This window comes from Haematomicrobium sanguinis DSM 21259 (genome assembly GCF_000688395.1).
GTDB lineage: Bacteria > Actinomycetota > Actinomycetes > Actinomycetales > Micrococcaceae > Haematomicrobium > Haematomicrobium sanguinis.
On record NZ_JIAG01000019.1, the window covers coordinates 20347 to 34876 of the forward strand.

Annotated in this window: 10 protein-coding genes and 1 pseudogene; 9 read left to right on the forward strand and 2 right to left on the reverse strand. The window is 59.4% G+C overall.

All coding sequences use genetic code 11. From position 1 onward, the window contains the following. Window positions 1–78: 78 nt before the first annotated feature. From O148_RS0113540 to O148_RS16720, 4 genes are all read left to right on the forward strand, one after another. A complete protein-coding gene (locus O148_RS0113540; RefSeq protein WP_051620231.1) occupies window positions 79–1407 on the forward strand; it encodes an LssY C-terminal domain-containing protein in 1329 nt (442 codons plus the stop codon). 167 nt (window positions 1408–1574) lie between these two features. Further along, on the forward strand, window positions 1575–3368 hold the full coding sequence (locus O148_RS0113545; protein ID WP_026531353.1) for an ABC transporter family substrate-binding protein: 1794 nt from the start codon (window positions 1575–1577) through the stop codon (window positions 3366–3368). A 134-nt stretch (window positions 3369–3502) separates the two neighbouring features. After that, the gene (locus O148_RS0113550) at window positions 3503–5044 is read left to right on the forward strand and encodes an ABC transporter permease (protein ID WP_026531354.1); all 1542 of its coding nucleotides are present in this window, start codon (window positions 3503–3505) and stop codon (window positions 5042–5044) included. Next, window positions 5041–6057 carry an ABC transporter permease gene (locus O148_RS16720; RefSeq protein ID WP_075204382.1) on the forward strand — a complete coding sequence of 339 codons (1017 nt, stop codon included), beginning with the start codon at window positions 5041–5043 and terminating at the stop codon, window positions 6055–6057. The genes O148_RS0113550 and O148_RS16720 overlap by 4 nt, the downstream gene beginning before the upstream one ends. 62 nt (window positions 6058–6119) lie before the next feature. Here O148_RS16720 and O148_RS16725 read toward each other — a convergent pair whose 3' ends face one another. Further along, the gene (locus O148_RS16725) at window positions 6120–6734 is read right to left on the reverse strand and encodes a PH domain-containing protein (protein ID WP_051620232.1); all 615 of its coding nucleotides are present in this window, start codon (window positions 6732–6734) and stop codon (window positions 6120–6122) included. 49 nt (window positions 6735–6783) lie between these two features. Here O148_RS16725 and O148_RS16730 point away from each other — a divergent pair, with 49 nt between their 5' ends. From O148_RS16730 to O148_RS0113585, 5 genes are all read left to right on the forward strand, one after another. After that, window positions 6784–8667 carry an ABC transporter ATP-binding protein gene (locus O148_RS16730; RefSeq protein WP_084157322.1) on the forward strand — a complete coding sequence of 628 codons (1884 nt, stop codon included), beginning with the start codon at window positions 6784–6786 and terminating at the stop codon, window positions 8665–8667. Between the two features lie 158 nt (window positions 8668–8825). Beyond that, window positions 8826–10526, forward strand: coding sequence for a peptide ABC transporter substrate-binding protein (locus tag O148_RS0113570; RefSeq protein WP_026531355.1), 1701 nt, complete (start codon window positions 8826–8828; stop codon window positions 10524–10526). Between the two features lie 142 nt (window positions 10527–10668). Continuing rightward, on the forward strand, window positions 10669–11595 hold the full coding sequence (locus tag O148_RS0113575) for an ABC transporter permease (protein ID WP_026531356.1): 927 nt from the start codon (window positions 10669–10671) through the stop codon (window positions 11593–11595). Beyond that, window positions 11588–12529, forward strand: a complete 942-nt coding sequence (locus tag O148_RS0113580) for an ABC transporter permease (RefSeq protein WP_026531357.1) — start codon at window positions 11588–11590, stop codon at window positions 12527–12529. The genes O148_RS0113575 and O148_RS0113580 overlap by 8 nt, the downstream gene beginning before the upstream one ends. Window positions 12530–12534: 5 nt before the next feature. Beyond that, window positions 12535–14253: a dipeptide ABC transporter ATP-binding protein gene (locus O148_RS0113585; RefSeq protein ID WP_026531358.1), complete on the forward strand. Its 1719-nt coding sequence runs from the start codon at window positions 12535–12537 to the stop codon at window positions 14251–14253. A gap of 47 nt (window positions 14254–14300) precedes the next feature. Here O148_RS0113585 and O148_RS17925 read toward each other — a convergent pair. Next, window positions 14301–14530: pseudogene (locus O148_RS17925) on the reverse strand (IS30 family transposase); the annotation flags it as partial.

A 14530-nucleotide genomic window follows, 5' to 3' on the forward strand; every position in this document is an offset into this window, starting at 1 on the left:
TGTGGGGCGCACTCGTTGCGACGTGCGCCGCGCAGCAAGTTGCTACAGTGACAAGAACGTAGCAAGGGGGAGTGAATCATGAGCGAAGGGCAGCGGGAGCCGAGCCCATACCAAACGTTTCGGAAGCTTCCGGTCATTCAAAACCTGGCCGACCAACTGCCGCGGCGCTCGCTGAACAGCCTCATCTCGATTTTCTTCTTTATCTTTTCCGGCGTTGCCGCGTTTTGGCTCGTCTGGATAGTCATTGAGCAAGGCTTTGAAACCCGCTGGGGTTGGCTCTTTTTCTTGATCCCGCTCTGGGCGATCATCGCCTACGTCGCGCTTCCACGCCTGCACCGAATCATGACCAGTATTTATGTGCCGGATTACTTCATTGGCCGGACCCGCACAACCGACGGCCTTCTGGGTGACCCGGTAAATCTTGCCATCCGTGGAAGCCAAGACCAGCTTGAAACCGCGATGCAACGCGGCGGCTGGACCAAGGCCGATGAAATCACGCTGCGCAGCTCCTGGCGCATCATCACCTCCACGCTGATGCGTAAGAGCTACCATGAGGCGCCGGTCAGCACCCTCATGCTCTTCGGTCGTCAGCAAGACTTTGCCTACCAGCAAGAAGTGGAAGGCAATCCCGCCAAACGCCATCACGTGCGTTTTTGGCGCTGTCCCGAAGACTGGTACCTCCCCGGCGGGTTCAAGGTGGACTGGCTTGCCGCCGGCACCTTTGACAAGTCGGTGGGCCTGTCCATTTTCACCTTCCAGGTCACGCACAAAATTGACGAGAACATTGACTTGGAACGCGACCACATCGTCAAGACGCTCCTGGACGCCGGCCCCGAAGTGAGTGTAGAAAACGTGGAGCATTACACCACTGGGTACCACTCGCGAAACGGCGGCGGCGATCAGATCATCACCGACGGGACCATGCCGATAGTGGACCTCGATGGGCTAGAGCCGGACCTCGCGATTGTGGCTTCCCACCCCGCGGACCGCGCTGTGGTTCCGGGCACAGACGTGGAAGTCCCCGCGTTGGAGCGGCCCATCACCACCATCTTCGGTGCAGCGTTCAGCTTTATCAGCGGACTCTCCGCCGTCATCGCCGGGATCATCGAGTTCGCCGCCACGGCTCGTGAGGACGTAGACGCTCCCATGGTGCTGGGGATTTATTTGGCCATTGGTATTGCTCAAATTGTCATAGCTATTTTCGTCTGGCTCGGTAAAAACTGGGCGCGCGTAACCCAGATGGCTTTGACCAGCGTGTCCATTGTGCTGGCCTACGTCGCCCAGAGCACCGGCAGCGACCGCATTACCTTCGGCCCCACTCTCTTTGAAGTGGCACTGGAAATCTTTGCGGTGCTCGCGCTCTCGAGTCAGTCGGCTCAAGCATTTGCGCGCCACCGCAGGTACTAGGAATACCCGCCTCAAAACCGGCCACCGCGACACGCCCACAGGATCGATGCCAAGTTGTAACAACCTGAGGTACGCATTGGCACGTATGCTTATCCCCATGTGATCTGCCTCACGTCCGTGGGTGGATTAGCTTGCATCCGAGGATGCAGTCTCAATGAGGAGGCGGAATGCGCTCACGACGTATTTCGAAAGTCGCTGCCATCGCAGCAATCGCCGGGTTAGCGTTGTCCGCGTGTGCGGCCAACACCGGCACCACGCAAGAATCCGGCGGTACCGGAGAAGCAAAGAAGGGCGGCGGCGTTACTGTTGCCGAAGTCAACGCCTTTTCCAGCTTCAACGATCAGACCGGCAAGGGCAATGTGGATATTAACGGCAAGGTCGCCTATATTACCCGCACCCTTGGTTTCAACTATGTCAATAATGATCTAAAGATTGTCAACAATGACAAGTTCGGCAAGATCGAAAAAACCTCGGATGACCCATTGACCGTCAAGTACACCATCAACGAGGGTGTGAAGTGGTCTGATGGCACCCCGGTGGAAGCCGATGACATGGTCCTGATGTGGGCCGTCGGCTCCGGCTATTTCAACGACGCCAAATATGATGACGCCGGTGAAGTCAGCTCCGGTACCAGCTACTTTGACTACGCAGGTTCCACAGAAGGTCTTTCGCTTACCGACAAACCCGTCATTGGCGATGACAACCGTTCCATCACCCTGACCTACTCCGAGCCCTTTGCCGACTGGGAGTTGCAGTTGGGCTCTGGCGGTTGGGGCATGCCCTCCCAAGTGGTTGCCCAGAAGGCGGGCCTGGAGGACAATAAGGCGCTGACCAAGCTCATCATGGATACGCCCAAGGGCGATCCCGAGAACCCGGTAGAGAACCCGCAGCTCAAGAAGGTTGCCGACTTCTGGAACACCGGGTTTGATACCAAGTCGCTTCCGAGCGATCCCTCACTGTACCTGAGCAACGGGCCCTTCAAGGTCAAGTCCATGACTGCGGATCAGAATATGGTCCTGGAGCGCAACCCGGATTACACCTGGGGCGAGGTGCCAAACCTGGATGAAATCACCATCCGTTACATCGGTGACGCATCAGCCCAGATCCAGGCATTGAAGAACGGCGAAGTGGACATCATTGCCCCGCAAGCCTCGGCAGACACCATCAGCTTGCTGAAGGGGCTGGAAGGTCAGGGCGTCACGATGGACACCGGCCCGCAGCTTTCCTACGATCACCTCGACCTCAACTTCACCGGGGTCTTTGAAGACCTGGCTGTTCGCCAAGCATTCATGAAGACGATTCCGCGTCAGCAGATCCTGGACTCGATCATTAAGCCGCTGGATCCCAACGCCACCGTCTTGAATTCGACCCAGTTCGTCAACGGCGAGCAAGGCTATGACGAAGTGATCAAGATGAACGGGTCTGATCAGTACAACGAGGTTGACATTGAGGGAGCCAAGCAGCTTTTGGCGGGCAAGACACCCGAAGTGCGCATCATGTACAACAAGGACAATCCGAACCGTTTGAACGCCTACACCTTGATTGCCGCCAGCGCCGCGCAGGCCGGCTTCAAGATTGTCGACGGTGGACTGGGTGCCTCGGACTGGGGCGATGCCCTCGGAACCGGCACCTATGACGCCACGATCTTCGGTTGGATTTCCTCCGGTGTCGGCAACGGCTCGCTCTCCCAGATTTGGGGAGCCGGCCAGGCTTCAAACTTCAACCGGTACAACAACGCCGAAGTGACCAAGCTCGGCACGGACGTGCTGCAAAGCCTGGACGAGCAAGAACGCATCCAAATGCGCCAGCAAGCGGACAAGCTCATCTGGGCCGACGCCTACGGCCCGCCACTGTTCCAGTCCGTCGCCGTTGACGCCTATGGGCCCAACGTGACCGGCATCAAGTTCATGCCGAACCAGACTGGCGTGTGGTGGAACTTCTGGGAGTGGGCGGCAGCCTAATCCTCGCACCCTATGGAGAACGCCGGGGCCCGCAACGGGCTCCGGCGTTCCCTGTACCCGCCAAGTGATTGGCAGGTGCCAAGTATGGAAACCGAGCCCACAGTCCGACCGTTGCGCAAAGGCACACCCACCGCATGCTCACATACATCATTCGCCGGCTAATCACCGCCCTCTTCATCATCCTGGCGGCGGCGTTCTTGGTCTATATGCTGATCGCCTACTCGGACGATCCGCTTAAAGATCTGCGAGTCAACCCCTCACCTAATCGGGACTCGCTCATTCGCCAACGCATCGAACTTCTTGACCTCAACACCCCGCCTCCGTTGCGCTTCTTCAAATGGCTCGGGGGCGCAGCCGGGTGCATCACACCCTTCCTGACCCAATGCACTCTTGGCAGTTCCATTCAGGGCCAGCAAGTAACCCAAGCCCTCGGCACCGCCGTGGGGAACACATTGCAACTCGTGGTGGTGGCTACGCTTCTCTCCATCGTCATCGGCGTCACGATGGGCATCATCACCGCGCTGCGCCAGTACAGCGCCCTGGATTACACCGCTACCTTCATCACCTTCCTGTGTTTTTCCTTGCCCTCTTTCTGGCTCGCCGTGCTTTTGAAGGAATACGGAGCCATTGGTTTCAACCAATTCCTCTCCAACGGGAAGATACCGTTACCCGCACTCCTCATTATCGGAGCGATCACCGGAATTGTTTGGGCGCTTTTTGCCACCGGGAAACCCATGCGGCGCCTCATCTTCGGTGCGATTGGTTTTGCGGTCGGTGTCCTGGTGTTCCTCTATCTCGATCTCACCGACTGGTTCCAAAAACCCAATCTCGGGCCAATCCTGATCGCGATTTTCGGCGCAGGCATCGCAACGCTGGTCACCATCCTCGTCACGGGGCTAAAGAACAAGCGCGCCTGGTACACCGGACTCATTCAAGTAGTACTCGGGCTGGTGGCCTACTACGTGCTCAACCCGACCGTCTTCAACACGGCCACCTGGACCACGTTGCTCGTTCTGGCACTGATTGCCATCGCCGTGGGACTCTTGACCGGTTTTCTGATGGCGGGGCAGGACCGCGGGCAAAGCATGCGGGTCGGCGCTTTCACGGCGCTCCTGATGGGCGGGCTCGTGGTGCTGGATCGATTCATGATCACCTGGCCGCAATACGTGTCGACCCCGCGAGTCCGCGGACCCATCGCCACCGTCGGCGCCGAAACCCCCGGGCTGGACGGTGACTTCTGGATCACCGGCCTCGACAAATACACGCACCTTGTGCTGCCCACCATCACACTGCTCCTGGTGGGCATGGCAACCTACACCCGTTACGCGCGCTCATCCACGCTGGAAACCATGAACCAGGACTACATTCGCACCGCTCGCTCCAAGGGCCTGTCCGAGCGCACGGTCGTCATGCGACATGCCTTCCGCAACATGCTGATTCCGCTCACCACCATCCTGGCCCTGGATTTCGGCGCAGTAATCGGCGGGGCCGCCATCACCGAAAACGTGTTCGCCTTCCAAGGCATGGGCCAACTCTTCGTGCAGGCGCTCAACCGCTTTGACCCCAACATCATGATGGGCGTCTTCCTGGTGACGGGTGTGGCGGCGCTGGTCATGAACCTCATCGCCGACCTCACCTATTCCGCCCTCGATCCTCGAGTGAGAGTGAAATCATGAGCGAGACCATGCAAAACCCGGCGGCAACCGGCCCGGACCCGGAAACCCAGGGCACGGCCGGCGTTCCGACGAAGGAAACCAAGGGCCTCAGCCAGGGCCAAATTGTGCGCAAGAAGTTCTTTGAGCACAAGGCCGCGGTCATCAGCATGGTCGTGCTGATACTCATCTTGCTCCTGGCCATCACCTCGATCGGCATCGGACCAATCCCAGGCTGGTGGAAATACAACTTCAGGGACTTTTACACCCAATCCGGCAATGCGGGCGCACCCACATGGGACCATCCCTTCGGCCAAGACACCATCGGGCGCGACTACTTCGCCATGACCATGCGCGGCATCCAACTTTCCCTCATGGTCACAGTCGTGATCGGGGCGGTCGCGGGCACCATCGGCATTGTGATCGGCGCGCTCGCGGGCTACTATCGCGGCTGGGTAGAGGCGATCCTGATGCGCATCACCGACGTCATCATTATTATTCCGCTCATCCTGATTGCCGCGGTGATCGGCCGCAACTCCAGCAACCTCGTGGGCCCGGGCCTTCAGCCCTTGCTGCTCGCGGTCTTCCTCGGTTGCCTCGTCTGGATTTCCATGGCGCGCCTGGTCCGGGCAGAGTTCCTGACGTTGCGTGAACGCGAATTCGTGGACGCCGCCCGTATCGCCGGCGCGAGCGATCTGCGCATCATTTTCAAACACATTCTCCCGAACGCGGTCGGCGTCATCATCGTCAACCTGACCCTCTTGTTCGCCGCCGCGATCCTACTGGAAACCGCACTGAGCTATCTGGGCTTCGGAGTCCGCCCGCCAGACACCTCGCTCGGCCTGCTCATTGTGGAAAACCAGAACGCCTTCCAGGTCCGTCCCTGGCTCTTCTGGTGGCCCGGCCTTTTTATCATCGCCATCTGTCTGTGCATCAACTTCATCGGCGACGGTTTGCGCGACGCTTTCGATCCGCGGCAAAAAAACTTCAACCCCAAAAAGACCCTTAAGGTCAAGGGCAAGCGGGCCGCCTCATGAAAAACATGATGAACGACGGCGCGTCAAGCCCGGGTGCCAACCGCACCAGATACTCGGCTCGCCTAGGCGAAAATTCTTGTGCTCACCACCACCGCGAACAGGAGCAGTGCCAGCGCGCCGGCCAGCGGTGCGACATTGATCCGCACCGAGACCTCTTGCGCATTACCGAGCTTTCCGGACTCGATCAGGCGCTGCCACTCACGGCGGATCATGTGGGCCACACCGCCCGAGGGGGAGTTCAACAGTTCGCTGGCGCGCATCCCGCTCTCCAGGTTTTGTCCGGGCGGCATGGAGTCTTTGCCCCCTCGCCGCGAGGAGAACGCACCGCCGGCCGGTGCCGCCCACACGCCAAAGCGCCGGTCTCCGGCGACCAGCGTCAACGCGAATTTGGTTTCGATATTGCTCAGCGCGCTCCACGGAATGCTAATGGTGCGTACCGGATTGTGCACGTTGATGCCGACGCTGGAAATCGTGACCTTGGGGTAGTAGAAGAGCCACCAGCCCAGGAATGCCACCACATAGAACGGCCAGCCTTCCAGGAGCGCTCGCGGGCCCATTTGCGCGATCGCCAGAGCCATCCCGGCGAGGGCAAGAAGCCAGCTTATTCCGGCGAGCCACCAGGCGCTGGCCGGCCGGTAGGTCGAGGTCGGAACCTCGGGGCTGCTTGCACTCACCATTCTTCTCACATTCTTTACTCTGCCGCCGGGCGAAAGGGCTGACTTTACTATGACAGATTCGACTCAGCGAGACGCGCGTCAGAGCAAAAAATCGGAAAGCGCGGAAGTCCTGGACGTTTCACCCACAAGCCGCGGGGTACAGCGGGGTGAACGGGTCCTCGAGGTGGACAACTTGAGCGTCGACTTTGGTGTCGACAAGGAATGGGTGCCCGCCGCCATCGATTTGAGCTACCACGTTGACGGCGGCGAGGTCCTTGCGATCGTGGGCGAATCAGGTTCGGGCAAGAGCGCCAGCTCCATGTCTCTCATGGGCCTCTTGCCCACAAACTCGCGAGTGTCCGGCAGCGTCAAGCTCAGCGGCCAAGAAATTCTCGGCGCTCCCGCGCACAAATTGCGCTCCATCCGCGGAAACGACATTTCGGTCATTTTCCAAGAACCCATGACGGCGCTCAACCCGGTGTACACGGTGGGTTTTCAAATTGTGGAGACCATCCGCATCCACACCGACATGTCCAAAGATCAAGCGAAAGAACGCGCGCTCAAGATGCTGGCCCTGGTAGAAATGCCAGATCCCGAAAAGGCATTCAACTCCTACCCGCACCAACTCTCCGGCGGACAGCGACAACGCGCGATGATCGCCCAGTCGCTCTCATTGGATCCCAAACTGCTCATTGCCGATGAACCAACCACGGCCCTGGACGTCACGGTCCAGGCCGAAATCCTGGATTTGTTGCGCAACCTGAAAGACCAACTGAACTCGGCCGTCATTCTCATCACGCATGACATGGGCGTGGTCGCCGACCTTGCCGATCGCATCATTGTGATGCGCAACGGCCGGGTCGTGGAACGGGGTAGCGCCGAAGAAATCTTCAGCAACCCGCAGCACCCCTACACTCAGGAACTGCTCGAAGCGGTACCCCACCTCGGCGAAGGCGGCGAGGAGGGCGAAGCCGTTGACATCACCGCGGCGGTGGCCGCCGCTGCCGACGTCTCCCTCGATATCAGCGAGAGCGAACTGAGAGAGCGCGAAGAAAACGTCCTCGCCGCATTGGAAGAGGAGCGGCTACGCGAGACGGTGGGTGCATCCGGAACAACACCGGTCCTGGAGTTCAAGGACGTCGCCATCGACTACCCCAAACAGGGGCGCATCCCGGCATTCCGGGCCGTGAAGAACGCGTCGCTCAAAATTTACCCCGGCCAAGTGGTTGGACTGGTGGGGGAGTCCGGGTCCGGCAAGTCCACTCTGGGACGTGCGGCCCTGGGCCTGCTTCCGGTCGCAGAAGGCTCGCTCACCGTGCTAGGCCAAGAAATGGCCGGGGCCACGCGCAAACAACTGTTCGCCGTTCGCAAGGACGTCGGCATGGTTTTCCAGGATCCCGCATCCTCGCTCAACCCGCGCATGCCCATTGGCGAAAGCATCGGCGAACCGATGTATTTGGCGGGTGCGGCTAAGGGCGCTCAACTGCAAACCCGGATCGAAACCCTGCTGGATCAAGTGGAGTTGCCGCGAAACTACCGGAACCGCTACCCGCACGAACTTTCCGGGGGGCAGAAACAGCGCGTCGGCATTGCGCGGGCCCTCTCGCTCAAACCGAAGCTCCTGGTAGCTGACGAGCCCACCAGTGCCCTGGACGTATCTGTCCAAGCGAAGGTTCTGGATCTGTTTCGCAATCTGCAAGAAGAAATGGGATTTGCCAGCCTCTTCATTACCCATGACCTGGCCGTCATTGACATTCTGGCGGACGCCATTTGCGTGATGCGGCTGGGCGAAATCGTGGAGCAGGGGCCGCGAGATGTCATCCTTCGCAAACCCACCGACCCCTACACCCAACGCCTTCTCGCCGCAGTGCCATTGCCGGACCCGGCCAAGCAGCGCGAACGCCGGGAGTTGCGTGCGCAATTGATGGAAGCGAGCCGGACATACACCGAATAACAAGTTGGTTGCGTGGAATGCGAGGAATTCTCATTTTGACGTGATCGGGGTTACGCTTGTTCACACGCCGCATTGTTACGTGGGTCACGTCTGTGTCCATTGCGGCCTGGGATCTTTCTCAGACGTACAACTAACACCCTTTATTCATAGGAGGCGGAATGCGTTTTGCACGCACTTCCAAATTTGTCGGCGCCCTGGCCGTCTCGGCTCTCGCGCTGACCGCTTGCGGCGGTGGAAACAACACCGGCAGCGGCGACAACAACAACGCCGAGGGCGATCCCACGGCAATCATTACGGCCTACGGTGGCGAGCCACAACGTCCGCTGATTCCCGCCGACACCGGTGAAGTCTTTGGTGGCCGCATCGTCGACCAGCTGTTCCAGGGCCTGTTCAGCTATGACCTGGAAGGCAAGCCCGTCAACGAGGTCGCCGAGTCCATCGAATCCGATGACCAGCAGACCTACACCATCAAGATCAAGGGCGACAAGAAGTTCACCAACGGTGAGCCCATCACCGCCAAGACCTTCGTGGACACCTGGAACTTTGCCGCCAACAGCAAGAACGCTCTGAACAACGCGTACTTCTTCGAGTCCATCGAAGGCTACGCCGATGTCAGCGCCACCAAGGTAGACGGCAAGACTGCCGAAGGCGAGGACAACGTTGTCCCGGCGCCCAAGGCGGAGACCATGAGCGGTCTCAAGGTTGTCGATGACACCACGTTCACGGTGAAGCTGTCCCAGCCTGAGGCCGACTTCCCGTTGCGCCTCGGCTACTCCGCGTTCTACCCGATGCCTTCGGCAGCCCTTGCCGACCCCAAGGCGTACGGCGAGAACCCGGTGGGTAACGGCCCCTACAAGCTGGCCACCGAAACCGGCGCTTGGCAGCACGATAAGCAGATCGACCTGGTCAAGAATGACGAATACTCCGGTCCGCGCGAAGCCAAGAACGGCGGCATCACCTTCAAGTTCTACACCGACCCGGCCCCGGCTTACGCCGATATCCAGTCGGACAATCTGGACGTGCTGGACGTAATCCCGCCGACCAACCTGCGCACCTACACTCAGGATCTGCCCGATCGCAACCTGAACAAGCCGTACGCCGGTAACGCAACTCTGAACATCCCTTCCTACGTTGAGGGCTTTGCCTTTGATGAAGAGGGCAAGTTGCGCCGCGAGGCTCTTTCCTACGCGATCAACCGCCAGGAAGTGACCGATGTGGTCTACCAGGGAACCCGTTTCCCGGCTAAGGACTTCACCGCTCCGACCCTGAACGGTTACAAGGAAGATATCCCCGGTTCCGAGAAGCTCAACTTCGATGCCGACAAGGCCAAGGAATTGTGGGATCAGGCCAACCAGATCAAGCCGTGGGATGACTCCCGCAAGCTGACCCTGGCCTACAACAGCGATGGCGGTAACAAGGAATGGATCGACGCGGTTGCCAACCAGCTGCGCACCAACCTGGGCATCAACGCCGAAGGCAAGGCCTACCCGCAGTTCGCGTCCATGCTGGATGACCGCATGAACAAGAAGCTGGACGGCCTGGTTCGCGCCGGCTGGCAGGGTGACTACCCCTCGCTCTACAACTTCCTGGGACCGTTGCTCGCCACCGGTGCTTCCTCCAACTATGAGGAATACTCCAACCCCGAGTTCGACAAGCTCCTCAAGGAAGGCCTGGGCGCACCGAGCGTTGACGAGGCTAACGCCAAGTTCAATCAGGCTCAGGAAATCCTCTTCGAGGATCTGCCGAACCTGCCGCTGTGGTCCAACGCAGTCCAGGTCGGCTGGAGCTCCAAGGTACAGAATGTTGACACCGACTGGCGCGGTGTTGTCCTGTACAACCAAATCACCAAAACTCAGTAGGGTCCTCGTCTAGAGGTCCTCTAGTGCACTACTGTGGGGTCTGGCTCAACAGCCAGACCCCACAGTCGTGAACCCCACAATCCAAGGATTCACTTTTTATGAACCCCACCTCTTCTCAGGTGCCCGGGGACGGTGATTGCTAGTGCTTCGCTTCATTTTGCGCCGCCTGCTGCAAATCATTCCCGTTTTCCTCGGGGCCACTTTGCTGGTCTATTTCTTGACCTTCGCCCTTCCCGGCGACCCCATTCGTGCCCTCTTCGGCGAACGTCAGCCCTCAGATGCTGTCATCAACTCGCTGCGTGCACAGTACAACCTGGACAAGCCGTTCATTGTCCAATATTTGTTGTTCCTGAAAAACATCTTCACCTTTAACCTCGGTGTGGATTTCACCGGACAACCCATCTCCGACATTCTCGGGAGGATCTTCCCGGTCACCGCACTCTTGGCGGTCATGGCACTCATCATCGAGTCCGTGTTCGGTATCCTCTTTGGCCTGTACGCAGGTTTGAAGAAGGGCAAGTTCTTTGACGGAACCGTGCTATTCCTGTCGCTGATCTTGATTGCTGCCCCGGTGTTCGTGATCGGCTTCGTGTTCCAGCTGATCTTCGGTATCAATCTCGGCTGGGCGAAACCGACCGTCGGCGCGGATGTGAGCGTCTCTTCGCTCCTGCTTCCGGCGATCGTGCTCGGCGCGGTGTCCTTCGCCTACATTCTGCGCTTGACCCGCACCTCGGTGATCGAGGCGGAAGGCGCGGACTATGTGCGCACCGCGACGGCCAAGGGCCTTAGCCGGCCACGCGTCGTATTCGTGCACATTCTGCGTAACTCGATGATCCCGGTCGTCACCTTCATCGGCGCCGACCTGGGCGCCCTGATGGGCGGCGCGATCGTCACTGAACGCATCTTTAACGTGCCCGGCGTCGGAAACAAACTATTCTCTGCCGTGCAACTGGGCGAGGGCCCCACCGTGGTGGCAATCGTGAGCGTGCTTGTGCTCATTTTTGTGATTGCCAACCTCATTGTGGACCTTTTGTACGCCTGGCTTGACCCAAGGATTCGCTATGAGTAGAAAAATTGAGCACTACGTAGCTCCGCTCGAAGAAACCCCGCTGGAAGCGGTGGATAGCGCGGTAACTGATGCTGCGCCGTCGAACTTCTGGCTCGAAGCGTGGCGCAACCTGCGCAAAAACCCGATGTTCATCATTTCTGCGATCCTGATTCTGTTCATCATTTTCGTGGCCATATTCCCGCAAGTATTTACCGCCGAGGATCCGCGCGCCTGTACGCTTGGCAACTCGGTGGCCCCACCGAGTGCCGGGCACCCGCTCGGCTATACCTTCCAGGGCTGCGACATTTATGCCCAGGTGGTGTACGGTGCGCGCGCTTCGGTGCTGGTCGGTATCCTCTCCACCATTGGTGTGGTGCTGCTCGGCGGCACGCTGGGCGCGTTGGCCGGTTATTACGGCGGTTGGCTGGATTCGGTGATCGCCCGTATCGGTGACATCTTCTTTGCGCTTCCGCTTCTCTTGGGAGCACTCGTGCTTATCCAGTTGCCGTTTGTGCGTGAGAACCGCGGCGTGTGGACGGTGGTCGCGATCCTGGTGATCTTCGGCTGGCCGAACGTGGCGCGTATTACTCGCGGCGCGGTCATTTCGGTGAAGAACTCTGATTACATCACCTCGGCGAAATCGCTGGGCGTGTCCAACTTTGCCGCGTTGCTCAAGCACGTGATCCCCAACGCCATTGCGCCGGTGATCGTCATCGCGACTGTGAACCTTGGCATTTTCATTGTGGCCGAGGCGACGCTGTCCTTCCTTTCGATCGGCTTGCCGCCAGGCATCCAGTCGTGGGGACAGCAAATTTCCGACGCGCAAACCGTGATCCGCACCGATCCGCAGGTGTTGCTCTACCCGTCCATCGCGTTGAGCCTGACGGTGCTGAGCTTCATCATGCTTGGTGACGCGGTTCGCGACGCACTCGATCCGAAAGCGAGAAAACGGTGAGTGAAATGAATAACGAAGGCGTGTCCGTCACCCAGGTGCCCCAGGGCAGCGGTGAGGAGAAACCGCTCCTAGAAATTCGGGACCTCGAAATCACCTTCAATACTGCTGCCGGCCGCTCCAAGGGTGTGCGCAACGCGTCGCTGACCGTGATGCCGGGGCAAACCGTCGCGATTGTGGGGGAGTCGGGGTCTGGTAAGTCCACGACCGCCCTTGCCGCAATTGGACTGTTGGCCAAGAACGGTTCGGTCACCGGCGGCCAGATTCTCTTCGACGGGGAGGACCTGACCGCCGCCGATGAGAAGCGCATTGTCGAATTGCGCGGTAACTCGATCGGCATGGTGCCGCAGGATCCGATGTCTAACCTGAACCCGGTGTGGAAGATCGGTTTCCAAGTCAAGGAGACGCTGAAAGCTAACGGGCTTCCGGCAAGCGACGCGGATGTGGCGCAGGCGCTATCCAATGCCGGTCTGCCTGATGCGTCTCGGCGCGCCAAGCAGTACCCGCACGAGTTCTCCGGCGGTATGCGCCAGCGTGCGCTCATTGCGATCGGTCTCTCTTGTCAGCCGCGTCTGCTCATTGCAGATGAGCCGTCGTCCGCTCTCGACGTCACGGTGCAACGCCAAATCCTGGATCACCTGGATACGATGACCACCGAATTGGGCACCGCAGTCCTCCTGATCACCCACGATCTCGGTCTTGCGGCGGAGCGTGCCGAGAAGGTGGTGGTGATGTACAAGGGGCAGGTTGTTGAGTCCGGTCCCGCGTTGGAGCTGTTGCAGAACCCGCAGCACCCGTACACGAAGCGTCTGGTTGCCTCCGCGCCATCGCTGGCGTCCCGCCGTATTCAGGTGGCCAAGGAAGAAGGCGAGTCCGATCCGAGCGTTCTTCTCGCCCAAGGCGAGGAAGTGTCCGGGCGTGACGATGTCATCAAGGCCGAACACCTGACCAAGGTATACAAGCTTCGTGAAGGCGCGCTGGGCCGCAGCACAGACTTCAAGGCCGTCGATGACGTGTCCTTTAACGTGCAGCGCGGAACCACCACCGCGATTGTGGGCGAGTCCGGTTCGGGTAAGTCGACGATCGCGAAGATGCTGTTGAATCTGGAGGAACCCACCAGTGGCGACATCATTTTCGACGGGGTCAACATGACCGAGCTGGACAAGAAGAAGCTGTTCACTTTCCGGCGTCGCGTGCAGCCGATCTTCCAGGACCCCTACGGTTCCTTGGACCCGATGTATAACATCTTCCGAACGATTGAAGAGCCGTTGCGGGTGCACAAGGTTGGAGACGCGAAGAGCCGCGAGGCCCGGGTGCGCGAGCTGCTGGAGCAAGTGTCGCTTCCGGCCTCGATGATGCGCCGGTTCCCGAATGAGCTCTCCGGCGGTCAGCGTCAGCGCGTGGCGATTGCCCGCGCTTTGGCGCTCAAGCCGGAAGTCCTTATCTGTGACGAGGCTGTGTCCGCACTGGACGTGCTGGTGCAAGCTCAAATCCTGCAACTCCTTGCGGAATTGCAGGGAGAATTGGGGCTCACCTACGTGTTCATCACCCACGACCTCGCCGTTGTGCGCCAGATCGCGGACAACGTGGTGGTCATGGAAAAGGGCAAGCTCGTGGAGGAGGGGACCACGGACCAAGTGTTCGAATCTCCGCAAACCACCTACACGCAAAAGCTGCTTGACGCGATCCCCGGCGGCGATTTGGAGTTGCACTCCGAAGCGTCCTAACCCACGTCCGCGAGTTGCCACTTATGACGCTTTTGACACCGGTGGTTTCAAGGGGCTAGTGCAACACGGTTTGCTTGTATTTGTTGTTCCAGTTTGACGGTTGCGCTGAGGTAATCGTGCATTCGGCGGGGTCGGATGTTGATGAGGTGTTCCGTGTTCGCGATGTCCTCGTCGCTAATGTCGTTGAAGTTGGTGCCTTTGGGGTAGAAGTCGCGGATGAGCCCGTTCGTGTTCTCGTTGCTCGGGCGCTGCCAGGGCGAGTGCGGGTCGCAGAAGT